General features: G+C 37.7%; 28 protein-coding genes. 3 read left to right on the top strand and 25 right to left on the bottom strand.

Annotated features, from left to right (window positions below):
* Positions 1-15: 15 nt before the first annotated feature.
* The 5 genes from HU823_RS11920 to HU823_RS11900 form a co-directional block, all read right to left on the bottom strand.
* Positions 16-1,836, bottom strand: a complete 1,821-nt coding sequence (locus HU823_RS11920; protein ID WP_197222181.1) for a PAS domain S-box protein — start codon at positions 1,834-1,836, stop codon at positions 16-18.
* Between the two features lie 135 nt (positions 1,837-1,971).
* Complete coding sequence (locus tag HU823_RS11915) at positions 1,972-2,217, bottom strand: hypothetical protein (RefSeq protein ID WP_144702246.1); 246 nt, start codon at positions 2,215-2,217, stop codon at positions 1,972-1,974.
* 165 nt (positions 2,218-2,382) lie between these two features.
* A complete protein-coding gene (locus tag HU823_RS11910) occupies positions 2,383-2,535 on the bottom strand; it encodes a hypothetical protein (RefSeq protein ID WP_197222180.1) in 153 nt (50 codons plus the stop codon).
* A gap of 168 nt (positions 2,536-2,703) precedes the next feature.
* Positions 2,704-4,056, bottom strand: a complete 1,353-nt coding sequence (locus tag HU823_RS11905) for a hemolysin family protein (protein WP_144703708.1) — start codon at positions 4,054-4,056, stop codon at positions 2,704-2,706.
* Between the two features lie 175 nt (positions 4,057-4,231).
* Entirely contained in the window at positions 4,232-4,549 is a 318-nt protein-coding gene (locus HU823_RS11900; protein WP_197222179.1) for a hypothetical protein, read from the bottom strand.
* 157 nt (positions 4,550-4,706) lie between these two features.
* Between HU823_RS11900 and HU823_RS11895 the strand changes: the two genes are divergently transcribed.
* Positions 4,707-5,357: a hypothetical protein gene (locus tag HU823_RS11895; RefSeq protein ID WP_144702255.1), complete on the top strand. Its 651-nt coding sequence runs from the start codon at positions 4,707-4,709 to the stop codon at positions 5,355-5,357.
* A 38-nt stretch (positions 5,358-5,395) separates the two neighbouring features.
* Here the strand turns inward: HU823_RS11895 and HU823_RS11890 are convergent, their stop codons facing one another.
* From HU823_RS11890 to HU823_RS11880, 3 genes are all read right to left on the bottom strand, one after another.
* Positions 5,396-6,916, bottom strand: coding sequence for an MDR family MFS transporter (locus HU823_RS11890; protein WP_144702257.1), 1,521 nt, complete (start codon positions 6,914-6,916; stop codon positions 5,396-5,398).
* A gap of 232 nt (positions 6,917-7,148) precedes the next feature.
* A complete protein-coding gene (locus HU823_RS11885) occupies positions 7,149-8,669 on the bottom strand; it encodes a hypothetical protein (protein WP_197222178.1) in 1,521 nt (506 codons plus the stop codon).
* Positions 8,670-8,720: 51 nt separating this feature from the next.
* Positions 8,721-9,770: a hypothetical protein gene (locus HU823_RS11880; RefSeq protein WP_197222177.1), complete on the bottom strand. Its 1,050-nt coding sequence runs from the start codon at positions 9,768-9,770 to the stop codon at positions 8,721-8,723.
* Between the two features lie 170 nt (positions 9,771-9,940).
* On the opposite strand from HU823_RS11880, the gene HU823_RS11875 reads away from it, so the two are divergent.
* Both HU823_RS11875 and HU823_RS11870 read left to right on the top strand, forming a co-directional pair.
* Entirely contained in the window at positions 9,941-10,387 is a 447-nt protein-coding gene (locus HU823_RS11875; RefSeq protein ID WP_197222176.1) for an OsmC family protein, read from the top strand.
* Positions 10,388-10,520: 133 nt separating this feature from the next.
* Positions 10,521-10,748, top strand: coding sequence for a DUF1797 family protein (locus HU823_RS11870; RefSeq protein WP_197222175.1), 228 nt, complete (start codon positions 10,521-10,523; stop codon positions 10,746-10,748).
* A gap of 60 nt (positions 10,749-10,808) precedes the next feature.
* Here HU823_RS11870 and HU823_RS11865 read toward each other — a convergent pair whose 3' ends face one another.
* The 17 genes from HU823_RS11865 to egtB form a co-directional block, all read right to left on the bottom strand.
* Positions 10,809-11,195: a gamma-glutamylcyclotransferase family protein gene (locus tag HU823_RS11865; RefSeq protein ID WP_197222174.1), complete on the bottom strand. Its 387-nt coding sequence runs from the start codon at positions 11,193-11,195 to the stop codon at positions 10,809-10,811.
* 27 nt (positions 11,196-11,222) lie between these two features.
* The gene (locus HU823_RS11860; RefSeq protein ID WP_197222173.1) at positions 11,223-11,483 is read right to left on the bottom strand and encodes a hypothetical protein; all 261 of its coding nucleotides are present in this window, start codon (positions 11,481-11,483) and stop codon (positions 11,223-11,225) included.
* Positions 11,484-11,602: 119 nt separating this feature from the next.
* A complete protein-coding gene (locus tag HU823_RS11855) occupies positions 11,603-11,935 on the bottom strand; it encodes a hypothetical protein (RefSeq protein WP_197222172.1) in 333 nt (110 codons plus the stop codon).
* Positions 11,936-12,057: 122 nt separating this feature from the next.
* Positions 12,058-12,810 (bottom strand): gamma-glutamyl-gamma-aminobutyrate hydrolase family protein, encoded by a 753-nt coding sequence (locus HU823_RS11850; protein WP_197222171.1) that lies wholly within the window; start codon positions 12,808-12,810, stop codon positions 12,058-12,060.
* A 182-nt stretch (positions 12,811-12,992) separates the two neighbouring features.
* Positions 12,993-13,178, bottom strand: a complete 186-nt coding sequence (locus HU823_RS11845) for a hypothetical protein (RefSeq protein ID WP_197222170.1) — start codon at positions 13,176-13,178, stop codon at positions 12,993-12,995.
* Positions 13,179-13,552: 374 nt separating this feature from the next.
* Positions 13,553-15,226, bottom strand: coding sequence for a M3 family oligoendopeptidase (locus HU823_RS11840; RefSeq protein WP_197222169.1), 1,674 nt, complete (start codon positions 15,224-15,226; stop codon positions 13,553-13,555).
* A gap of 153 nt (positions 15,227-15,379) precedes the next feature.
* Positions 15,380-15,772 carry a VOC family protein gene (locus tag HU823_RS11835; protein WP_197222168.1) on the bottom strand — a complete coding sequence of 131 codons (393 nt, stop codon included), beginning with the start codon at positions 15,770-15,772 and terminating at the stop codon, positions 15,380-15,382.
* A 12-nt stretch (positions 15,773-15,784) separates the two neighbouring features.
* Positions 15,785-16,192 carry a GNAT family N-acetyltransferase gene (locus tag HU823_RS11830; RefSeq protein WP_197222167.1) on the bottom strand — a complete coding sequence of 136 codons (408 nt, stop codon included), beginning with the start codon at positions 16,190-16,192 and terminating at the stop codon, positions 15,785-15,787.
* Between the two features lie 14 nt (positions 16,193-16,206).
* A complete protein-coding gene (locus HU823_RS11825) occupies positions 16,207-16,959 on the bottom strand; it encodes a sugar phosphate isomerase/epimerase family protein (RefSeq protein ID WP_197222166.1) in 753 nt (250 codons plus the stop codon).
* A 26-nt stretch (positions 16,960-16,985) separates the two neighbouring features.
* A complete protein-coding gene (locus HU823_RS11820) occupies positions 16,986-17,444 on the bottom strand; it encodes a GNAT family N-acetyltransferase (protein WP_197222165.1) in 459 nt (152 codons plus the stop codon).
* Positions 17,445-17,459: 15 nt separating this feature from the next.
* A complete protein-coding gene (locus HU823_RS11815) occupies positions 17,460-18,230 on the bottom strand; it encodes an alpha/beta hydrolase (RefSeq protein ID WP_144702298.1) in 771 nt (256 codons plus the stop codon).
* A gap of 17 nt (positions 18,231-18,247) precedes the next feature.
* On the bottom strand, positions 18,248-19,108 hold the full coding sequence (locus HU823_RS11810) for an MBL fold metallo-hydrolase (protein WP_197222164.1): 861 nt from the start codon (positions 19,106-19,108) through the stop codon (positions 18,248-18,250).
* A 52-nt stretch (positions 19,109-19,160) separates the two neighbouring features.
* Positions 19,161-20,102: a VanW family protein gene (locus HU823_RS11805; protein ID WP_197222163.1), complete on the bottom strand. Its 942-nt coding sequence runs from the start codon at positions 20,100-20,102 to the stop codon at positions 19,161-19,163.
* A 107-nt stretch (positions 20,103-20,209) separates the two neighbouring features.
* Positions 20,210-20,959 (bottom strand): peptidoglycan-binding domain-containing protein, encoded by a 750-nt coding sequence (locus HU823_RS22210; RefSeq protein WP_197222162.1) that lies wholly within the window; start codon positions 20,957-20,959, stop codon positions 20,210-20,212.
* Between the two features lie 144 nt (positions 20,960-21,103).
* A complete protein-coding gene (locus HU823_RS11795) occupies positions 21,104-22,075 on the bottom strand; it encodes a ring-cleaving dioxygenase (protein WP_197222363.1) in 972 nt (323 codons plus the stop codon).
* Between the two features lie 132 nt (positions 22,076-22,207).
* Entirely contained in the window at positions 22,208-23,173 is a 966-nt protein-coding gene (gene egtD, locus HU823_RS11790) for an L-histidine N(alpha)-methyltransferase (protein WP_197222161.1), read from the bottom strand.
* The gene (egtB, locus tag HU823_RS11785; RefSeq protein WP_197222160.1) at positions 23,170-24,453 is read right to left on the bottom strand and encodes an ergothioneine biosynthesis protein EgtB; all 1,284 of its coding nucleotides are present in this window, start codon (positions 24,451-24,453) and stop codon (positions 23,170-23,172) included. Before egtB ends, egtD begins: the two co-directional genes overlap by 4 nt.
* Between the last annotated feature and the right edge of the window lie 7 nt (positions 24,454-24,460).

Genomic DNA, 24,460 nt, shown 5'->3' with positions numbered 1-24,460 from the left:
ACTTTAATCTCTAAGTTATTCTGTTTTTCGTAATGTAACAGAAACGGTTGTTCCTTTACCAGGGTAACTTTCTACTTTCAGGTCCCCCTTATGGTCCGTAATAATTTTATTGCTAACCGTAAGCCCTAGTCCTATTCCCTTTTCCTTATTAGTGAAGAATGGGACGCCGATGCTCTTTAGTCGCTCTTCTTCTATTCCAATTCCATTATCTACAAAAATCAGCTTTACTTTTTGATCAGCTGTTTCTTCAATCGCTATCGTTAGGATTCCTCCATCATTCATAGCTTCAATCGCATTTTTTATAATATTAATAAATACTTGTTTAATCTGGTTCTTTTCACAAGAGACAAAAAGATCTTTCTCTTTAAACAACAAACGAATCTCAACATTATACAAATTAGCTTCCGATGTTAGTAACATTACCGTGTCTTGCAGAAGCTGAATAATGTTAACGTTCTTCATATACTGTGTAGCATCTGGTTTCGCTAACGCCATAAACTCATTAACAATTGATTCAATTCGGTTAAGTTCATCACAGATTACTTCATTGTATAAAAAGAGTTTGCTTTGATCGATCTCACTATTCTTCATTAAAGAGAACAGTCCTTTAATGGATGTGAGTGGATTTCTGATTTCATGAGCAACACCTGCGGCTAGTTCACCTAACACTGCAAGTTTCTCACTATTTCGTATATATTCCTCCGTTTTTTTCTTTTCTGTAATATCGCGAGAGATAAAAACGATACCCTCGATGTCCCCTTCATCAGATACCATAGGCATACCTTTACCTTCTAATAAAACGGGATGACCTGAAGCATGCATCTTTCGATAAATAAGAGGAAGAGGGTTTTCTAGTGCTGCAACTAATTTAATATATTCCCCTACACTCTCGTGATCCTCCATGTGAACACAGTTCATAGCGTTTGTGCCTATTAAAGAATTAGGTTCTATTCCTAAGATGGTTTTATAAGAAAGTGAAGCGTATAAATAAGTTCCATCAGGGTCAATTGAACAGATTAAATCATTGCTGTGATCAAGAATAATACGATGTTTAAACTCATTCTTTCGTAAAGCAGCTTCTGCTTCTTTTCTTTTCGTAATGTCTCGAGACGCAACTATTGCAGAAAGGTTATTTTTATCACTGATAGGCGTCCCTTTCGACTCCAACCAAATATAAACGCCATCTTTCTTCAAGTATCTGTATTCAATCGTAAGAGGTACATGTTCTAAAATCATTCGAGTAAATTCTTGTATCACTCTATCTCTATCTTCAGGATGAACAAGATCAAATGGAGTGGTTCCTATCGCTTCACTTTGACAATAACCAGTTACCCAAAAATACGACGGTGTTAAATAGGTAAAGATACCTTCACGACTAACAATTCCTATAATATCTATCATATTCTCAGTTATAAGCTTTAAATGATCAAGAGTCTCTTTCTTTTCGAGTTGCTGCTGAGTTAAATTACGAATGATAATCTGTGTGGCGTGTGAAGAGAACAAAAGGGGAAATCCAATAACTTCTAATCGAATATGGTTACCCTTTTGAGTAATCCATGTTTGTTCACTTGGTTTAGGGGCGATACCTTTGTCACAAGTTTGAATCCTCTCTTCTACTAAGGGATGTAACTCGTTAGGAAGGTTGTTCCATATAGGCTGACCAATTATATCTTCTTCTGCTTCTAGTATCTTTCTAGCAGCAGGATTTACATAGACCCAAGTTCGATCTTTCTGGATAAGAAAAGGTGTTTCAGAATGTTCAAATTGATTGGCATATGTTTTCATTTGATTAATGAAAAGGCTGTCTCTTAATACTTGACCATCTGAAGTTTCCATACCCACCCTCCATTAAAAACGTTAATCAAAACGTTTCGTTCATAATTACCTAAATTATAAACATATGTCCTTTTGCAAATAAAGATATTTTTTTAAAAACATTCTAACTATTTAACGATAAGTCCTTCAATGTCATTAGTTCATAACTGAAAGGTGTTTTTGATCATAGATGAATTTAGTTTTGTAAAAAGAATGAAAGGCATGTTTTAGAGCTGTTTTTCGATCTGGAGCTGTCTGAGAGGACATGATAATATGTTCATGTTTGTAATAAAGCATACTAACCACTACAGTTGTTTTGTCAGTGAAGAGAAAGATATCAACATCTAATATTTCACTCCCTGTTATTAAGCGAATAAAACGGTATTGCGGCGTACTTACCATCTCCCTCAGCCTCCTTTTGATCTTTCAGCTCCTTTACTTTTGTGTTAAAAGTTTAGTTATTTAAATAGTAAATAATCACTATAAATTTGTCAATATATTCTGTCAATTTAAGTCGATTTCCTGGGAAATTAGAAGTATAAAATAAAAAAGACGGGAAACCCCGTCTTAATTTTTATTAGGTGATACTTCATTATCAGGAGAAGTTTGTCCACCTGCTCCTGTAGAGTCTTTATCTTTTAACACATTAACTCCTTCATGGCTAGAAGATGAGGATATGGAAACCAATTTAAAATCTGTTTCAGAAAGTTGTTCTTTCAACTTTCTTTCTTTCAATATTTTGCGAAGAATGAAAGATTCTTTCATCGTATTCTAATTGAATAGTAATGGATTTCAAAATAATCTCCTCCTTTACATTCTATTTGTTCCCTGCCTCTAAAAAAATAAACAAATAAAGAGACCGATCTGTTAGGAAAGGTCTCTTCTTACTTACGCTTCTTTTTCAACTAAGTTATGTTCTATTTCTTGGGATGAAGAAGAGCTTACTTCATCCTGATTAAGTCTTTTCGTGATTTCAATTTTCTTAACTTGGTGACCATCAATTTCAATCACTTTGAAATCGTACTCATCATACGATATGACCTGATCTTCCTGTATTTCTGAGTTTTGAGACAAAACCCATCCACCAATCGTATCAAGTTCACTATCATCGATTTGTAATCCATAAATATCGTTCACTTCTGCGATTAACACCTTACCGTCAAAGTGCTTCACGTTTGGACTAACTGCGTGAATCATTGGTGATTCATCTTCGTCGAATTCATCACGTATTTCACCAACAAGCTCTTCCAAAATATCTTCGATGGTTACTATACCAGCTGTTCCACCGTATTCATCAACTAATACAGCCATATGAAAACCTTTTTTCTGGAGCTTTAATAGGGTTTCTTTGATCGGCGTATTTTCAAAGACACTCAAAGTCGGTCGAATATAATGTTCAAGAGGGTATTCTTTCCCTTTAATTAAGTCAAAAAATACTTCTTTCGCATTTACCATACCAAGGACATTATCTTTATCTTCCCCTACAACAGGGTAACGTGTATATTTTTCTTCTGCGATTATATTAATATTTTCTGCAACAGTGTTGTCTTCATAAAGACAAACCATTTCAGTACGAGGGACCATGATCTCTTTTGCAGTTCTGTCATCGAATTCGAATACCTTTTCTACATAACTGAACTCAGATTTGTTGATTTCACCACTTTTGTAGCTCTCACTTAAGATTAGACGAAGTTCCTCTTCAGTATGTGCCATATCATGTTCTGAAGCTGGTTTTAGACCAAACATTCTTACTAGAAGCTGAGCACTTCCGTTTAAGAACCAAATGAATGGATACATGACTCTATAGAATCCGATCAATGCAGGTGATAACAATAAGCTGATCGTTTCAGCTTTTTGAATAGCTACTGTTTTTGGTGCAAGCTCACCAAGAACAACGTGTAAAAAAGTAATGGATGCAAAAGCAATTGCAAATGATAATGTGTGAACAATTGCCGGGCTTAAATCCATTTTTTCAAATACTGGACCGAGAATTGCTTCTACCGTAGGCTCACCTAACCAACCTAATCCTAAAGCTGTAATTGTAATTCCTAACTGACAGGCTGAGAGTGATCCATCAAGGTTAGAAATAACCTTTTGTGCTGCAATCGCTCGTTTGTTACCTTCTTCAGCTAATTGATCAATTCTTGATTTGCGAATCTTAACAATCGCAAATTCTGCTGCTACGAAAAAAGCGGTTAGTAGAATAAGTACGGCTACTGCAAGTAATTTCAATAAGGTCAAACTGTCCAAAAAGACTCCTTATACCCCAAGTTACTGGAATATAAGTTGTCACCTCCTAAGTGTTATAAATTTTTATAATTAAGAAAAAGTATATCATATAATTGAAGAACTTACTTAATAAAACAACTTACTTGTATTTTACATTTAGTTTTCTAACACTCCCATTACTTTTAGATTATTCCGAAATCTCAACTGTATCTAGGTCTTCCTCTTTTTTTAACACAAGTTTATTCTCTTTTTCATCGTAATAATAAATTCTCATTCCATGCTCCGAATCAGTTTCTTCAAAGTTGGAGTATAATTCAAAATACCCATTACCTAATGGAACGAGATTATTTTCTAAATTAGTTGTAATAGCAGAATAATCTTCATTCTCTTCGCTATCTTCGTTTCCACCATTATTAATTGATCCGATTACAAACAATAACAAGATTCCTAAAATAATTAATGTCCTACGAATGCTGCGTAATTCAGAAGCTGTATCTGAATACATAAAATCACTCCATTTTTTTATTTCTCTTCTTGTTAATTATTGCATAATAACAAAGAAAATTGATACTAAATATGGGAGACTTACCCATTTTTAAGTGGTATTCTAAAATTGGTAAAACACTGTTGTACAATGCAGCAAAGAAAGGATGAACATCAACATGGATTTTGTACTGGATCATAAATGGGTATTTCTCATTCTAGCCGAGACCGTATTTTGGGTTTCTACCCTATCTTTTTTAGTAGTTCGATATTGGTTCAACCTTAAGAGATTAAGCATTGCATTCTTCATTCTTTTTCTTTTAAATGACCTATGGATTGCCGCGATGGGATATTTTGATTATTTAAGAACAGGAGAATTCTCTGCCTATCAAATTATTATTCTTGTCGTGATCGCTTATGCATTTTTGTATGGAAAGAGTGATTTCCAGAAATTAGATCGCTTCATACAGCGGAAGGTCGCCAAAATGCGTGGATTACCAGAACCCGATCTACCTGATTCAAAACCACTGTATGGGATGCAGCATGCAAAGCAAGAAAGGAAAAATCTTTATAAACACGTTCTCTTATTTATCACGGCACAAGGGGTTTTCTGGTTGTTATTCGGACTGTCCGATGCTGTTTCATCCATACAATTAGACACTCTCTTAAAAGATTGGTATGACACAACAGATACAGATCTGTTCTACAAAAACGATGTCGCTAATAATGTCACACGTATTTGGGCGCTGATACTCGCCATTGATATCGTTGTATCTTTGTCTTATACGATTGCTCCAAAAAAAGAAAAGAAAGCAGCTTCTGCAGCATAAAAAAAGAGTTTGGGATATTCTCTTCCCAAACTCTTCTTTTATTTAGCTTTTGTATTTTGTTTTGATGTTTCTACCCGTTCATTCCCCATAAATAATATGACTACAGCTGAAATTACGATTGGAATCAATGCATAAGTGAAAACAGTCGTAATAGACGCAGACATTGAAGCTGTTATTCCATCTAAAACTTCAGGAGGTATCTTAGATCGTTCTCCTGTCTGAAATATTTTTTGTGGATCAATCTCTTTAAATGCCGCAGCACCTTGCCCTGCAAAGCCTTTTAGGTTCTCACTTATCTTCTCGTAAAAAATCCGATTTTGAAGTGCTCCAAAAATGGTTACACCAAGCGTCATACCTAATGACCTTAAAAAGGCATTTGTAGAGTTGGCTGAACCTCTATAACGAAACTCCATCTTATTGATCGTTGCTGCCGGTAATAATGAGAACGAGAACCCCATACCGAATCCGACGATCACCATAAACAATGTAAGCATCATTCTAGACGTATCTGGTGTCATTCCACTCAGCATATACATGCCCGTAAAATAAGAAATGACGGATACGATCATAAGGTTACGGAAACTTGTTTTTGTTTGAAAGATACCACCAATCATACTTCCAGCAACAGAACCTAACATCATTGGTGTAAGAATTAATCCTGCACTTGTTGCAGAACCACCGTATACCGCTTGGACAAAAATAGGAATAAACACAGCGAGTATAATGAATGTTCCACCGTATAGAAAACCTAGAATCTGTGAAGTAGCAAAAAGCCTCTTCTTAAACATCCAAAATGAAATAATCGGTTCGGATGCTTTTTGTTCTACTGCAAAGAACACGATAAAAAAGACCGTGAATATCGTAAACAATGCTACAATTTGCGTTGAATCCCATGCATACGTCTTGCCACCAAGTTCAAGGGCAAACATCAGACTAACAACGGCAATCACAAGTGTGATGGCACCCCACCAGTCGATCTTTTGCTCGCGGTGTTCAAGCGTTTCTTTATAATAACGAAAAATCAAGTAAAATGATGCTGCACCAATTGGAACGTTAATATAGAACACCCAATGCCAGCTGATCGCATCTGTAATGAATGCTCCAAGTAAAGGTCCGAGAACACTCGAAGTTCCGAAAACCGCCCCAAGAAGCCCTGTCATCTTCCCTCTCTTTTCTGGAGGAAAAATATCAAAAACAATCGTAAAGGCGATCGGCATCAATGCCCCACCACCGATACCTTGAATCGCTCTAAACGCTATCAGTTGCTCCATATTTTGAGCAAGACCACAAAGCGCAGAACCGATTAGAAAAACGACAAGACCGAAAATGAAGAATCGTTTTCTGCCATACATATCGGACAACTTACCGTAAATAGGCATCCCGGCCATTACGGCGACCATGTATGAGCCCGTAACCCAAACGAATTTATCAAACCCTCCAAGGTCCGCAACAATCGTACCCATCGCCGTTGCTACAATGGTATTATCCATCGCGGCCATTAGAATACCTAGCAACAAACCGGCTACGACTAACTTTAGATTTGTTTCTTTATGTACCATAGCGCCATCTCCTAATCTAACACCCTCATGTATACTTAATAAACTTAAGTATACATGAGGGACTGTCCCCCAACAATTTATTTCCTTCGCTAATTCTCTCCATTTACTCAGGGTGTTTTCTACATAATAACCTATAAAAATGGTTGGTTTACGTTTTTGAGAGATTATCCCATTCATCTTTATTTCCAAAGAAAAAGAGACAGCACGTCTGCTGTCTCTTTTTGTTATTCTATTAAAGTTCTAAGATAGAATCTTCACTATCTTGACCTTCATACATTGCACCAAGCATCAAGCCTGTCCAAAGGTCTAAATTTAAATCACGATTGTCTTCATTGCCTTCAAGTCCAAGTTCAAGGCCAGTGTCTAATGAAGAAAATAGAGAAGAACGATCTTCTTCTTCATCAAATGAGCTCATTAGATCTGCCATGATAGAAGTATTTAACTTAAGAGAAGTATTTTCAAGCTCATCTTCAGAAGACAAAGAAAGTGCTGCATCCGTGTTAAGCATTGCACTTAAAGAAGAACGATCTTCTTCATCTTCAGTCATAACCATCGCCATCACATCTGTACCTAAATCTACTTTTGCACTTGACTCTTCATCTTCTTCAGTTGCTTCTACTCCTGCCCATAGGCCAGCATCAGCCATTAGAGAAGAGTTATTCTCTTCCTCTTCAGAAGTTACGTTCGCCATCACATCTGTACCTAGATCTACTTTTGCACTTGACTCTTCATCTTCTTCAGTTGCTTCTACTCCTGCCCATAGACCAGCGCCAGCCATTAAAGAAGAGTTATTCTCTTCCTCTTCAGAAGTTACGTTCGCCATCACATCTGTACCTAGATCTACTTTTGCACTTGACTCTTCGTCTTCTTCAGTTGCTTCTACTCCTGCCCATAGACCAGCGTCAGCCGTCAATGAAGAGTTATCTTCTTTCTCTTCAGAAGTTACGTTCGCCATTACATCTGTGCCTAGATCTACTTTTGCACTTGACTCTTCATCTTCTTCAGTTGCTTCTACTCCTGCCCATAGACCAGCATCAGCCGTCAATGAAGAATTATCTTCTTCATCTTCAGAAGACACGTTCGCCATCACATCTGTGCCTAGATCTACTTTTGCACTTGACGATTCGTCTTCTTCAGTTGCTTCTACTCCTGCAGTTACACCTGCATTCACAGCAGCCTCTGTATTTGATTCTTCCTCATCTTGAGCTTCAACAGCTGCTTGAACATCTGCTCCCGCATTTAGAGAACTAGAATCATTGTTATCTTCTTCATTAGAACGAACTTCCGCTTCAACGTTTGTATCTGCGTTTACAGACGCTTTACTTTCATCATCAGAAGAACTTTTAACTGTAGCATCTGTTCCGACTGCCACATTTGCTTTAGCAGCATCGTTATGATCTTCAGTTTTTGATTCCGCTTCAACTCCAGCATTTACACTCGTACCTACTTGAGCTTTTTCATCTTCTTCACCGGAAGCTTCAGCATTTACATTTGCACCAACGTTTGTTTTTACGCTATTGTGGTTCGAATCATCATCTGAACTCTCTAATTCGATGCCTGTTACAGCACCTAGATCAAGGTTAAGATTAGACTCTTCATCTTTCTCAGAAAGCTGAATGTTACTGATCAACCCTGTTCCGATTTTAAGACTCGATGACCCTTCATCTGCAAATGTTTCACTTCCTCCAAAAAATAACCCAGCAGCCGCAGCACCTGTAATCGCAAATGTTCTAATAAAGTTTGATCTTTTCATTGTCATTTCTCTCCTTCTTCTTCTTAATTTTTTTGTTTTACCAAATTTGAATTAGAAGAAGAAAGATTGTGGTGGTTGCCCAGGTGGAGCATTTAGCCATTGATCATAATAGTGTCGAACTCCCTCACCAAGTACACTTCCTGTTTCAAGCTGAGTATCATTTTGGCCACCATCTAGAATAGCCAAGAACGTAACAGTGCTAGAAGAAGTCATCGGTACATTGGAAGAACCTGAAGGTGATTGTCCACCTTGTGATGATGGAGTTAGCATTTGTGTTTGAGTTACCTTTTGAGTTACCGGATAATCCGGACTTGTTTTTTGCCGTACAGGTTTCTCAGTTTCTTTTTGATACCTGCTCTTTTTAAGTACTTCTCCACTCGTACTTGTACTAACGGGATTCTCTATGTCTTTTTCAAAAATTTCTTTTGTCGTCACAGCAACTGGCTTTTTAGTTATTGCACCTTTCGTTTCATTAATCGTTTCACTAGTATTCGGTTTGTTCTCCACAACAGGTTCAGTGACTGGTGTTGTGGTAGGAGCTGGTTCTGGTTTTGCTTTGACCACTTCCTCAACTTCCGGCTTAGTAGTAACAATCTCTGAAACGACTGGAAGCTTCACCTCTACTTGAGGTTTTTCCGGTGTAACAGGGACCGTAACGTTCACCTCCTGATCTAACACATCGACTTTTATCGATGGTTTTTCAGAAAGGTTAACATCCACGATAGGTTTAGAACTTTTTAGCTTTTCTGTCGGTACTGTTTCTTTTACCGTATCGACTGTATTCGTTACCGTTTTGATTGCTTCATCTACTGGCTTTACGTTCTCCGTAACTTTGTTAACCGTTTGATCCACCCTGTCGACAGCACGAGTAGTGTCTTTAACAATATTTGTAACTGTGTTAAGAGTAGGTCTCACAACCTCATCGGAAACTGAATGATCTTTCGCAGAAATGTTCACTTTGTCTGGAACACTTTCAACAATCTCAGTTGTTTCCTTTGTTAAGTCTGTTACTGGAGAAAGAATCCCTCCGCTATCAGCCGATACGATCGCGGGAATACTCATGCCGGCTGCGAATACAACCAATTGTACAAATCGTTTCACCTGGTTATCACCTCCTTCTGTAAGTGTTTTCAAATAGCTAACGAAAACAAATTTGATTTGGATCACTAAAAAAAACAAAAAAAAACATTTTGTACACTTTAAACAGGATATGTGACGTAAAAGCTCAATTGCTTTACACTTAAAGGAGTAAGAAGTTGAGGTGATTTAAAATGGCACAACATGTTTTTCATCTAAATGCCCATTGGCCAGGTGGAAGAAATGCTACTGGAACGATAGAAACGCAGAATTTGAAGACTAAGGTATCGATACCTCCTGAGATGGATGGACCAGGAATTGGGACGAATCCCGATGAGATGTTGCTTGGAGCAGCGGCAACTTGTTATATCATCACACTCGCTGCCATGATAGAACGAAGTAAGATAGATAAGATAAATTTAACGATGGAGTCTGAAGGATATGTCGACGTTACAAACGGAGTGATCACGTATCAAAAGATCATACATCGACCGGTCGTCACGATTAAACATGACCCGTCAAAAGACATTTCGACACTTCTTCAAAAACTCGCCACAAAAGCCGAGCATTCGTGTATGATTTCACGAGCATTGAAGGGTAATGTCGAAATAGAGGCAATTCTGACGATAAAAAATGGATGATTTTAGAAGAACAGGTCTTCCGTTATCTGTACTTACAAAATTACTTATGTTAGCATAAATGTTAAGGAAGGAAAATAATTTATTATTTGGGTTCCTAACAAGTTCCCCCATAATAGAAAGGGGACGATGTATCATGAACCATCAAGATGTGAAAACCATACTCTTAAATTTACAGAACAAACAGTATATTGAATCCGATATTACTCACACCTTTAGTGAAAACAATTCCGCTGTTTTTTCTGTTAAGTATTTAAAGAACGATCAATCGTTCGAAGTGATTCAGATTGAAACAAACTCCCTGAAGCGGTTCGATGATGTCGATTCTGCCGTTCATTGTATTAACAACTTAATCGCTAAATAGAGATATACTCTTTTTCATAATGAAAGAGGTCAACCAAAGTAATGGTGACCTCTTTTTTGTTTATCTATGGAGATATTTTATCCAGTCATTATCCTCAATTGAAATAAAATCATTGGTTATAGCATTCATTACATACATTATAGCTTCTATATCTCCAACGGATGTCTTTATTTTAACAACGATGCGATCATATAGATTATCAGCTCTGTTTTCTACAAAATCTTCAAGTTCGTCTAAACGTTTTAGTTCCTCCGTTGTTACTTCATATAACTCACCTGTAACCCATTTGTTTTTCTCTAGAACTAATGCAGGGTAACCACAACCTGTATCGTACAGTTGTCCCTCGGCGTAGCATCTATGTTCTATGTATGTTGCATTCTGCAAATAGTGGGCATTACTTCCCTCTTTTCGAAGCGTCCCGTAAACAAACACTAGTTGTTTTTTCATAAACTCACCTTCTTTTTCATACGAGCATTACCCTTTTGAAAAAAAGACAGCCCAGACTAGTAAACTTAAAAATAGAATTCCCGCTATAGCAGAAAGAGTCAATGCGATTAATATCGTCCAACCTAATCCTTTTCGGTTTGTTAGAATCAGAAAAATACTTAACGTGAAGAAAGTAAAAACAAAACCTAGTATTGACCACAGCCATCGATCTTTATTATATAGCGGTGCTTGAACAAACAAATAGTAAGCGATAGCAATCTGTAGTAAAGGAACGTATAAGATTTCCAAACTCTTTTTATCCCCTTCTCATAATATTTTCTTTCCTCAATAAATGTATCATTTTTCTTCAAATAAAAAAGCTTTCAACCACTTCTTAGGCTGAAAGCTTCAGTATAAAATGTACGTTTTTAATATCCTTTTCTCACATCGATGACATGTTCGTTTTTTCGTTTCTTACTCCCTCTAGCAGCGTCAAAAAATAAAACAAGAGCTGTAACGATGTGCATGATCATTCCGATGACTGGCAAGTACCCGACAATAGAAGTAATAAGACCTAACACACTTCCTGTAAATCTTTCTTTTTGAACGATACAAATGATGAGTGTGATCAAATGAAAGACAAACATGAACTGAAGTGGTCCCCATGCTGAAGCAAGAATGATGGCTCCTCCTAAAAACGGAATACCAAGGAAAGCTTCAATACCACCCGTTATCATTTTCAAAAGTCTCGATATATTCATGAGACAGCCTCCTCAATGATTGCTATTTATATAATACGGATTTACCACGAAAAAAGTTTCCTATTATAAACATTACCTCTCTATATAAATAAAGAAACCTCCTGTTATGGAGGCTTCACTTTTTATTCCTTAATTTTCTTTGCTTCGTTAATAAATGTAGTAATGATCGCCATCATATTCTCGTTGTCATGTCTTAATTCTTCAGGATGCCACTGCGTTCCTAGTAGGAACGTTTTATTCTGGTCCTCTAGCTCTAATGCCTCAATTACACCGTCAGAAGCTCTTGCTGCAACACGTAATCCTTTGCCTACTTTTCCGATCGCCTGATGGTGAAAGCTATTTACAGCAACCTCCTTTTCACCAACAATCTTATACAGTTTGCTGTCTTCTTCAATGCTAACGGTATGAGAAGGTTCTGATCGCGTTGCAGACGACTGGAAATGATTAATACTATCAGAAAACTCACTCTCAACATCTTGGATGATTGTTCCTCCATAACTAACATTTAATAAATGATAGCCTCGGCACATAGCAAGAATAGCTTTTTCGTTCTCACGAGCTTTTTTAACAAGTTCAATCTCAAAATCATCACGATTCTTATTGACCTTTTTTACTTTTGGATGAGGTTCCTCATTGTAAGTGATGGAGCTGATATCTTCACCACCTGTAAAGATTAACCCATCACACATTTTTGCGTAAAACTCAGCTTCTTCTGGTTTGCCCATCGGAATCACAATTGGCACCCCTCCTGCATCTCTAACCGTTTCCGCAAATTTATTATATACAACGATCGTATCAACGTTTTCATTTTGAGTTTCAATCGTATTGATTGACATGATCGTACTTGTTAATCCAATTAATGGCTTTTCAGTCATATATAACTTCCTCTCCAATCTGCTGTTCACTCATCTTTTACCTTAATCACGTAATCATAAACACCCATAATTTATCATCCCTATTACTATTAGCCAATTATTCATACGTATTCCATTTTTCATTCAAAAAAAACAAAAACAGCTCACTAAACGTGTAAGCTGTTTCTACTATTTATCTCATGCTATTGCATCGGTGGTCTCGGTCTTCTAACAGAATAGACGAGTTCAATATCACCATTCTCTTTTACACGTTTTACTGTGTAAGTTTTCTCAACACCCTGCTCGGTATTGTGAAAGGTGATCTTGTCGCCTTCTTCAAAATCTGAAGTGCCTGTGTCCCATAATTTCTCGTCATCGGGTTTTCTCATACCTCTCACCCCTCGTATTCCGATTAAATGCTCATAACAATATGCCATTTAACTTTATTTTCCCCTACTTAGGAAAATGAATCCTAAATCGTTTGTTAAAACGTGCATATTTTACTCTCGTTATTGAGAATCCAGCATACAATCTCCTTTGTTCACTGGGAATAGAGTCCGGCTCAATATCGGAATTGGTATGTCAGCAGTTCAATTATCTACTCTCTCACCAACCGGTTATGACAAGAATTTATGGACACCTCTTTATTGGTTAATCCTATAATCCACGGTTTATATATAAAGTGCGCCTTATTCTAATATTTCTATTAATAAAGCTTAATCCCTTTAAATTATTTAAATTCTTTAATTATTTGCTTTCATATTTAACTGACGGATAGCAGATCTAATTCTTTTGCAACAAACTCCATAAGTTCTGCAATTTTATTAGATGAAAAATCCAATTCGATGCCTGCAGTTTTATAAACTTCTGGAAGCGACTTAGAGCTTCCAAGTTTCAGTGCTTCTTTATATTTCTTGATGGTTCCCTTTGGATCTTCTTTGTAATTTTTGTACAATTGAATAGCACCAAGTTGAGAAATTGCATACTCAACAAAATAAAAAGGAACTTCATATATATGTAGGGTATAGAACCATTCTTTTACTTTCCATTCTTCATACCCATTCCAATCGACTATTGAAGCATCATAGCGCTCTTTCAATTCTCCAAACTTCTTCGTACGTTCTTCCCACGTGTGATTTGGATGTTGGTACAACCAGTGCTGAAACTGATCAATGACCATAATATACGGAAGACTCATCAATGCCCCTTTGAGCTGATCTTTCTTCGCCCGGTTAAGTTCCTCTTCTGTTTTGTAAAACTCGTCCCAGCGGTCCATCGTAAATAGCTCCATACTCATACTAGCTAGCTCGGCAGACTCCATTGGAATTTGTTTATAAGCATATAATTCTAAATCGCTCTTTAATTGATCGTGAATCGCATGCCCCATCTCATGCATAAAAATAACCAAATCACTATCCGTATTTGACATGTTCATATAGATAAACGGAAGCCCTGTTTCAGGTAAAGATTCACAGAATCCCCCTTGTGCTTTTCCTTTTCTGCTCGTAAGATCAAAAAGCTTCTTCTCGTTCATTTCATGAACAAGAGAGCCGAACGTGACATCAAGTTCGCTCAAAACTTTCGCTGATTTATTGATCAACTCCACATCAGAACTTACAGGTTGTAATGGTTTTCGACCGATTGCTTCTGCTTGAACATCCCATGGTTTATAAACATCCACACCAATTTCAGCTTTGTGTTCTTTTTGAAGTTGTATGGTGATCGGAAGCACATGTTCACGTATGAATTCAGCGAGCTCCGTACAATCCTCTGGCGTATAATCAAATCGATTATATTTCTTAAACATATAATCGTTAAAGCCACTCAAACCGGCATTCTCTGCTTTCTTCACTCGTAGTTGAATCAACTCATCAAGAATACCCTGAAGTTTCTCTTCTTCTTTTAAGATAGGTTCATACAAAGCTTTCATCGCTTTTTCTCTTATATCACGTTTAGAATCTCTAATATGAACAAAGAGTTCACTAATCGTTACTTCTTTTCCCTCCCAATTTGAAGATAGACCTCCTGTGATTTCAAAGTATTGATTCGTTAGAGCATCCTCTTGTTTTTCTATTTCTATGTTTGCTTCTTGAAAAAGAGCAAATTGCGTTCTCAGTTTCTTCTTATATTCTCCGAACTCATCGTCTGGCAGTTCCGCCATAAATGGTGACTCCAATACTTTCTCGTCGAGTTTCGATTGGTACTTTTTAAACATTGGCTTGATGTGTTGCTGATCAAATTCATATTGCTTTTTAATTTCTTCATCATTACTTTGGCATTGGAAGGCAATATAATGGCGAAGCATCTCTTCTTCTACTTTTTCGTAGATGCGTTTTTGCTGATTTAAAAAATTCATAAGATCGTTTAACGAAGTAATGGTTACGCTTACAAGATTCTCAAACTCTTCTTTTAGTGTATTTATTTTCTGATCGTTCATTTTGATTCCTCCCTAAAACGTTCTATTATCCACTTTACCACAAATAGGAAAATACTAGATAGATGGTTTATTTGTTTAAATATATAAAAATGACCCTTACTCGTACATATGAAGGACGGGTAAGGATCATTTGTTCAAAAATTTATCTATTGATTAACAATTACAGACCATAACTACGTTTCCATCTGGATCTTCTACATTGAACCAAGCTACTTCACCGTGCCACTCGATCTCACGGATCACTTTCATATTCTTCCTTTGAAGTTCTTTGTATGCTTCATCAATATCTGCTGCAAATACATTAAACATAGGACCTGAACCAGGTGATCGGTGGAAAGATGGGTCAAACGTATGATCATCTAGTGATAATCCTGTTTGACCTGTTACAGGAATGTTATGTACAGGTGATTGTACTTCACTTACATCTATCGTAATTCCCAATAGATCAGCATACCATGCTACAGATTTTTTAAGATCAGTTACATGCACGAAAACATTGTTGATGTGACTTTGTATAGCAGAGATACTCGTTACTTTTTCACTCATGGAAGACGCCCCCTAAAATTTACATTCTTCATACGTTCTTCGATATCCATAAAAAGGTCTGAAATTTTGCCCTTCATAAAAAGTGTGCGATGTACGGGATGCAAGCATCTCCATTCGTGCTGTAGGGTACTTTCCTTGGATGATGTTCAAGAGCTTCCCACCTAATCCTAGTCCACGATTAGGCTTCGAAATTAGCATCTCGCAAATATAGAGTGTTACGTGTTCATCTGTCAGCCCACGGGCATATCCTATTACCTTTTCGTTCTTTATCATGACATAGGCTATATTGGACCTACTCCAAGCCTGTTTTGTTTCTTCGTCCCTTTCAACTAATTGCGTCCAGCCTTCTTGTTTGTTTAGTTCCTGAATCAGCTCAAAATGCTTCTTTTCTATATAAGAAACAAATTTTACATCTGCCACAACTGTTTTCTCCTCTATAAAAGTGCTTTAACGTTCTGCACACCTTTTTGAACTTCTGAAAGAAGATCTCCTTCAAAATGTTCTTGCTCAATCACACAATAGTCTACTTTATGTTCATCTGCTAATCGTAGGAAACTACCGATATCAAGTATTCCTGTTCCAGCGATCGTGCTCTGTTTTTGCCCGTCTTTCTCTACCATATCTTTGAGGTGAAGGGATACACAACGGAAGCGATACTTATTCAGCAGCTCTTCAGGCTCGAACCCAGCATATTTTGCCCAGTACGTATCCAGCTCCATCTTGACTAAATCAGAATCTGTTTCTTGATAAAGCAAATCAAACGGCATCTTACCTTCAAGCTCGTAGAATTCAAAATCATGATTATGGTAAGCAACACGGATTCCATACTCTTTGCTTCTTAATCCAGCTTCGTTCAACACATCTGCTACACGCTTGTAATCGTCGATGGATCTTCTTTCATCTTCTGTTAAGTATGGCATGATCATTAAATCATTCTCTAAAATAAGTTGATCTTCCATCTGTTTTTTAAATGCATCTCCAGAAAATTGCTGAAGTGGAATATGAGCTCCAGCAACAGTTAAAGCATTCTCGTCCAATACCTTTTTTACTTCTTTAGCAGATATTCCGAATAATCCAGCGAATTGTACACTATCATATCCGATCCCTTTCACTCTTTCTAATGTACCTAATAAATTCTTTTCAGCTTCTTGTTGAATGGAGTACAGTTGCAATCCAATTTTTCTCATGTTTTATCTCTCTCCTTTTTAAACGTTTACAAAACTTTGTTCATCGATATGGATGCTTGTTTATAACCTAATTTTTTATATAGGTCGATCGCATTTTCGTTCGAACCAAACACATGTAGACCCACATAGTCCGCTCCTTCATCTTTTGATTCATTCTCAAAAAAACGAAGAGCGGTCTGAGCGATCCCTCGCTTACGGAATGCATTCAGCACGTAAATATGATAAAGAAAAGCTTTCTTCTCTTCTTTTGAAACATGAAACCAAAGGTAGCCCGCTAATTCATGATCCTCTTTGATGTAAAATAAATGCTGTCCTTCTGTTTTTTCCTCATCAGGAAGCAGCTGTTCCATTTGCTTTTCTGCTTTTTCAGTGGCTAGTTCTTGATCTAGTTTATAATGTTCCGCTGTATCACGAATATAATCTGGCAGCATAAACTTTAGGTAATCTTTAAACTGCTTGTTGTCCATTCTCTCAAATGTGATCAAACGCCTATCTCCCCTTTACTTCATCAGATATTCAATAATCTTAGGCATCCTTTCTCGCCAAGCTGTCTCATGATGTACTCCGCCATCGATTATTTTAAATTGCACGTCGATGTTCTTTTTCTTAAAAACTTCATAGACCTCTTCGGAAGAACGTATATAATGAGCAGCATCCACTTTTGATGTATCCTCATCTGTTCCAATATCCATATAAAACCTTTTGAGCCCACTTAAGTCACTTTCTTCTATAAACCTTTCAATCTCTGTTTGATTAAACCAATAAGCTGAAGAAAGACTTGCTACTCTTTGAAATATATGAGGGTAGCGACATGCTGCATACGTGGAAATCAGTCCACCCATCGAACTGCCTGCCATTAATGTTTCGTCAGGTTTGGTTCTGTATTTTTCATCGATCAACGGCTTTAACGTATGCAAAATAAACTCGATGTACGCCTCCCCTTTTCCTCCATAAACTCCTTCAAACTTAAGAAGTTCTGGTCCTACTGTCGGGTTTTCCCATGGAGCATATTCATTAAAACGTTCAAATCCCTCATGATTACAGTCGATTCCAACGATGATAAGAGGAGCTTTACTCTTTGATAAATAATCCGCTAAGCCCCATGAAACACCGTAGCTGGCGTCTTCATCATGAAACAAATTTTGACCATCATGCATATAAAGGACGGGATACTGTTCATGACTGTCAGTATAATCGTCAGGCAGACACACACGGATCTGTCTTTCTATTCCTCCAAATTGCGCAATGGTCACTTTGAATGTCTGTAGCATTTTATTCTCCCATTCTATTAATCTAGGTTGAGGTTGAAACCGTTAACAAAAAACTGTAAGGTTTCTCTTTCATCTTCATTTAGTTCACGATCAACCTGGACTTTATATTCTTCTTCAATTGCTTGTGGATTACCTTCAAATTCTTTTGTAAGGTTAGCAAACCTTCGCAATATGGATACCTCTGTTAGAAACTCTTGTTTCGTAGCTGCCTTCCAATGAGAAAATATATAAAAATCCGCGTCAAACGATTCTAATTGATCTAACAAATTTAGCGTTCGATTCACCGTATAGTTATTTTTAGGTGCGTACATATTTGCATAGAGGCAATCGGATAAAAACAAAACTTTTTCTTCCTTTATGTATACAATGATCGAATCTGTTGTATGGTCTCCGCCAACATGTTGAAGTACACATGATACCCCACCTAGATCAATTTCCATATTTTCATGAAACGTAATCGTCGGTAGCTTTATTTTGATGTTTCGATGATCTGGAAATTCTTTTTTGATAGCTTCTGCACAAAATTCAATTTCAACGCCTTGCCTTACTCTCTCATCAAGATCTTTATCACTCCATGAAAAAGGAAGAAGTTCCTGCATTTTTGTTTTTGTCTCTGATGAAGAAATGGATGGAATGTTTAATGCAGGCAATCCAAAAATGTGATCCCAATGCCAGTGCGTAAGAACTACGAGATCTGGATTTCGTATATTCTTTTTACGCAGTTCATCCAAAAAGTAAGATGCATGTTTTTCTGAGTTTCCTGCATCGATCATCAAAGTCATTTCGTTTCCCACAACAGCTCCTAAAATTGGGCGATCTGTGTCTGAAACAGGTGTTTGGTACCAAAAACGTTCTGTTAGTTTTTCTAATGTCTGCAAACGATCCAACTCCCTATTCAAAAACATGTGAACATCTTTATTGTACTTTAAATCATCTCTTAGGGTTAGAAAGATGCACATTCTGATCTGTTTGTATTTCTTCCGGTATATGAGTAGGTGCATTCGGTACTTTTCTCTTTCTTTGATCAAGGATTTCAGAAGAATAAAGTTTGATGACTAAACTTCCTCCATATCGTTTTGCACGAATAAGTATAGGCTGGTCGTATTTGTTTTGAAATTGAAAATCTGGTCCGTACCAACTAACGGTCGCATCTCTCCCTGATGGAACGTATGGAACACGTTTGCTATGAGAATAGCGTTGAACGATTCTTAATCCTGCTCGATCTACTGCATTAAACAGCGTAGATGAGACTTGGCATATACCGCCCCCAATTCCTTCAGACAGTTCACCTCTAACGATGATCGGTGCACGCATGTAGCCTTTTGCGGTTGTTCGTCTGCCTACGACTTTGTTGAAAGAAAATGTCTCATTCGGAAAAACAACATGACTATCAAGTGCTTTAGCAGCAAGCTCAATGTTTGTTGTTCGGCTATTATTATTTGAATTAAAGTATGTAACATATTGTCCGATCTGCTGGTTCTTAATATGAGCAAGAACCTCTGTATCAACTTTTGGATAGATATTCATTTCTGGCACATCAATCGTTTTCGGTCCCGTTTCAAAAAAATACGTATAAAACTTTTCTTTAAATAATTTTCGATTTAATTTATAACCAACTTGGCCAGGTATGATGCCACCATAATCGTTTAATTTAGCATTAATAGGTGCTTTATATGATCTTTTATCGAGCAGATCAACGAACTGATTATATTTCGTGTCATCGATCATTGGAAATCCAGGAATTGACCCTTCGAACTGTTTTCGGCTTACTTCTGCAAGCTTTTGACCTTCTTGGTTCACAATGAACGTTTCCGTGTTTTGATTTGCAGATGTCAATAATAAAAGAAGTCCAGCTAACCATACTTGCAACATTGACCGATCACTCCGATTAATTATTTCTCTTTTTCACAAAAACAAAGAGACCATGAATATGACCTCTTTGTTATTTTCATTTAAAATTTGGTTTTCATACTATATTTTTAGTCTTTTCCATTATCTTTCATCCCTGGTGATGGACTGCTCTTTCCAGGCTGAACACTTGGACTTTGATTTGAATCTTTTTGTTGCATTTCTTGTTTAGGTGCTTGTGGTGCTTGTGGTGTCTCACCTTTTTGTTCTTCCATCTGCTTTGGTACTTCTTGCTCTTGGCCTTCTTCTTGTTGACCTTGTTGCTGTTCTTGTTGCTGACCTTCACCTTGTTCAATTTGGCCTGCTCCGCCACCTTGGCCTGCTCCGCCACCTTGGCCTGCTCCGCCACCTTGGCCTGCTCCGCCGCCTTGACCTGCTCCGCCGCCTTGACCTGCTCCGCCGCCTTGGCCTGCTCCGCCGCCTTGGCCAGCTCCGCCGCCTTGCCCTGCTCCGCCGCCTTGACCTGCTCCGCCACCTTGACCTGCTCCGCCACCTTGACGAACTTTAGGTAATTTTAATGAAGAGTAAGCATAAAGAATAGATTGATACGTACGTGCATCGACTGATCCTGTCACAGGTAGTCCGTGACTCTTTTGAAAATACTTAACACCTTTTACTGTTGAGGCATTATAGTAGCCATTTATTTTCCCAGAATAACTGCCTAGAGACTTTAACATGGATTGAATTGCATACACATCGGGACCTTTTGCATTTTTCCCAACTGCAGAAGCAGCGTTTGAAGTACCTAAAAGTAGAGCTAATGCCAAAACAAAAGCACTAACGTACTTCGTTATATTCTTTGCATTTTTTTGCCAATACATCTTGTGACATCTCCTTATTTCTTTATATTGTTGTAACGTTTTATAATTTTTCCTAAAATACGTTTTTTATGTCGGGTTCTCGCTCAAAAAATTTAAGCAAAAAAAAATAAACCTGAATCCGTTAGGATTCAGGCCATAAGAATTTTACTGTTTTGTATCAAGTGGTTTTAATTTCGCTTCGATTTCTTCTCGATGAGCTTCTAAGAACGGTGGTAGTGCAAGTGACTCACCAAGATGTTCAATATCTTCGTCCGTATCAAATCCTGGACCATCTGTTGCAAGTTCAAAAAGAATGCGATTTGGTTCACGGAAATAGAGAGATTTAAAATAAAAACGATCTACAAATCCAGAATTCGGAAAGCGTGATGTTTTTACTTTTTCAATCCATTCATGAAGTTCTTCTTCATTATCAACTCGAAAGGCAACATGGTGCACTCCACCTCGACCAAGTCGTTCTTGAGGAAGGTCATTTCGTTCTTCTACATGAATTTCAGCACCACTTCCCCCTTCACCTGTTTCCAACACTATAATTTCAGGTTGACCAGTCACTTCTGGTGCGTAGCTTCCAATTTTTTTAAAACCTAATAGTTCAGTTAGCACTTCTACAGTTGGTTCAGCTGAAGGCACAGTTAACCTTACAGGGCCAAGCCCAACGACTGCATATTCTAGCGGTGTTGTGCTTTTGTTCCACGGCTGACCACCTGCAACTCCTTTGTTATTTTCATCCGAGACTAAAATCATTCTTTGACCTTCAGGATCTCTAAACGCCAATGTGTTACGACCTGCACGTTTCATGATTTCTTCTGCCTCAATACCCTGTTCTTTTAAACGATCTTTCCAAAAGCGAAGCGCATCATCATTTTTCACTCGAAGTGAGATAGCTGAAATGCTATTGTTACCATCATGGTTTCTTCCAGCCATCGGAATTTCAAAAAACGTAAGCTCTGTTCCTGGATTCCCCTTTTCATCACCATAAAACAAATGATAAACGCTCGTGTCATCCTGATTTACCGTTTTTTTGATCAATCTTAAGCCCATTACTTCTGTATAGAATCTAAAGTTTTCAGGGGCTTTTGCAGTTAACGCGGAAACATGGTGAATTCCTTTAAGTTTCATCATAATCCCTCTTCCATCCCATTTTCTTTTATTATCTCCCTTTGCTAAGAAAATGCCCAATAAAAAGCTTTGGCTATTAACATGTGTACGAAAAAAGAAACTCCTGACAAAAGGAGTCCCTTAGTTTTGAATCTATTCGACAACAAGATAATGCATACTGAACCAGTTCTTATCATCACACCACACTTTTTTAGGTGTGAATCCACACTGTCTCGCCATATTTTGAAACTCTTGAATCGTAAATTTATAAGAATTCTCAGTGTGGATAGTTTCTCCTTCAGTAAAGAAGACATTTTCATTACCGATGGTTATCATCTGATTTACCAGGCTTACAAGATGCATCTCAATTCTGCCCTTTTCAGCATGATAAAAAGCATGATGCTGAAATTTTTCGAGATCAAAGTTTGCCAAAAGTTCTCTGTTTAACCGGTTTAGTAAATTAATATTGAATTGACTTGTGATCCCTTTATTATCATTGTAAGCCGCATTCAACACAGCGTGATCTTTTTTCATATCTACTCCGATCAACAAACCGCCGTTTGGCTTAAGAAAATCCGCTGTCATCTTCAAAAAATTTATTCTTTCCTCAGGCTCAAAGTTTCCAATCGTAGATCCTGGAAAGAACACCGCTTTCAGTTTAGATTTGAGATTAGGCACCTCAAACTTATCCGTATAATCGGCAGACACAGCATGCACGTCTAGATGAGGATATTCAATTGACAGAGCTCGTGCGGATTGATACAGAAAATCTTTAGAGATATCGATCGGTACATATTCTTTAAGTTCAGGCATCGATTCAAGAAGTGTCCTAACTTTTTCACTGCTGCCGCTTCCGAACTCTACGAGTGCCGTATCCCTTCCGATCGCGTGAGCCATTTCATCTTTATATTTATTTAAGATCAGCAGTTCTGTTCGGGTCGGATAATATTCTGTGAGCATCGTAATCGCTTCAAACAGTTCAGAACCTTTTTTATCATAAAAATATTTAGGTGAAATGAACTTTTTCTCTTGTCGCAATCCATGAAGTACTTCACTATACATATCTGTTTCAGGTTCGTTTCCGATGTGATAATGAACGTTCGATCTTATCGTTTTCATGTGAGATCCCCCGCTAAGCGAATTCCGCTGAACTGCCATCTTTTATCGGCTTGAAAAAAGTTGCGATAAGTAGGTCGAATATGCCATTTAGAGGTTGCACATGATCCACCTCGTAAAACGATTTGATTACACATGAATTTTGCATTATATTCACCGAGCGCACCTTCAAGCGGTTTACTCTGAGGATAGGATGTGTATGGGCTGCAGGTCCATTCCCAAACATCTCCAAAGGCTTTCTTGATCGGTGATTTTGAATAAGATTCACCCACCATTGGATGAAACGATTCTTCTTCAACAAAATTCCCTTCTATTGGGAGGGAACTCATAGCATGTTCCCACTCTGCTTCTGTTGGCAACCTTTTTCCGCTCCACCTAGCAAAAGCATCTGCCTCATAAAAACTTACATGGCAGACAGGTTCATCAAGATTTAATTTCTTTTCACCTGTTAATGTGAACGTGTACCAGCCATCCTCACTCTTACGCCAATAAAGAGGATGTTTCCATTTTTCCTTTTTAACGGTTGCCCAGCCATCTGACAACCAATGCTCAGGCTGCTCATATCCCCCCGCCTCAATAAATGAAAGATATTCTCCATTCGTGACGGGATGGGAAGATATCTCGTAAGCATTCAGCCAAACTTTGTGACGTGGTCGTTCATTATCAAAGGAGAACCCAGCTCCTGTAAAACCAATTTCAACGAGTCCTCCTTCAATCTTAATTTCAGTGACTTGCGATTTTTGCTCAGAATTTGTGTGATCAGGTGAAGAAGAAGATTCTGTGTACGAAGGTAGTAAAGGGTTGCAGCTGAAGTTATATTTTACATCTGTTAATAGAAGTTCCTGGTGCTGCTGTTCGTGTTGAAGACCGATCTCAATCAGATCCTCAACCTCTTTTGGTAACTGATCTCCATAGTTTTTAAGAAGACTCAAGATTTCTCTGTTTATATGGTCACGATAGGCATACACCTCATCCATCGACGGCCTGGAAAGCACGCCTCTTGAATGTCTGGGATGATACGAACCAATCGTTTCATAGTATGAATTGAAAAGATAATCAAATTTTGGATTAAAAGGAACATAGGAGGGATTCTTTTCTTTTAAGATGAATCGTTCAAAAAACCATGTAGTGTGTGCTAGATGCCATTTTGGCGGACTCACATCTGGCATCGCCTGAATGATCGTATCCTCATTTTGAAGTCTTGATGCTAGTTTTTCAGATAATGATCTGATTCTCTCGAATTGCCCAATTAATCTTTCTACCGCTACCTGATCGATTGCCATAAATATC

The sequence above is a fragment of the Fictibacillus sp. 18YEL24 genome (assembly GCF_015903855.1).
GTDB classification, from domain to species: domain Bacteria; phylum Bacillota; class Bacilli; order Bacillales; family Fictibacillaceae; genus Fictibacillus; species Fictibacillus phosphorivorans_C.
The sequence above is the reverse complement of the archived record's forward strand: the minus strand, read 5'-3'. Positions and strand labels throughout refer to the sequence as shown.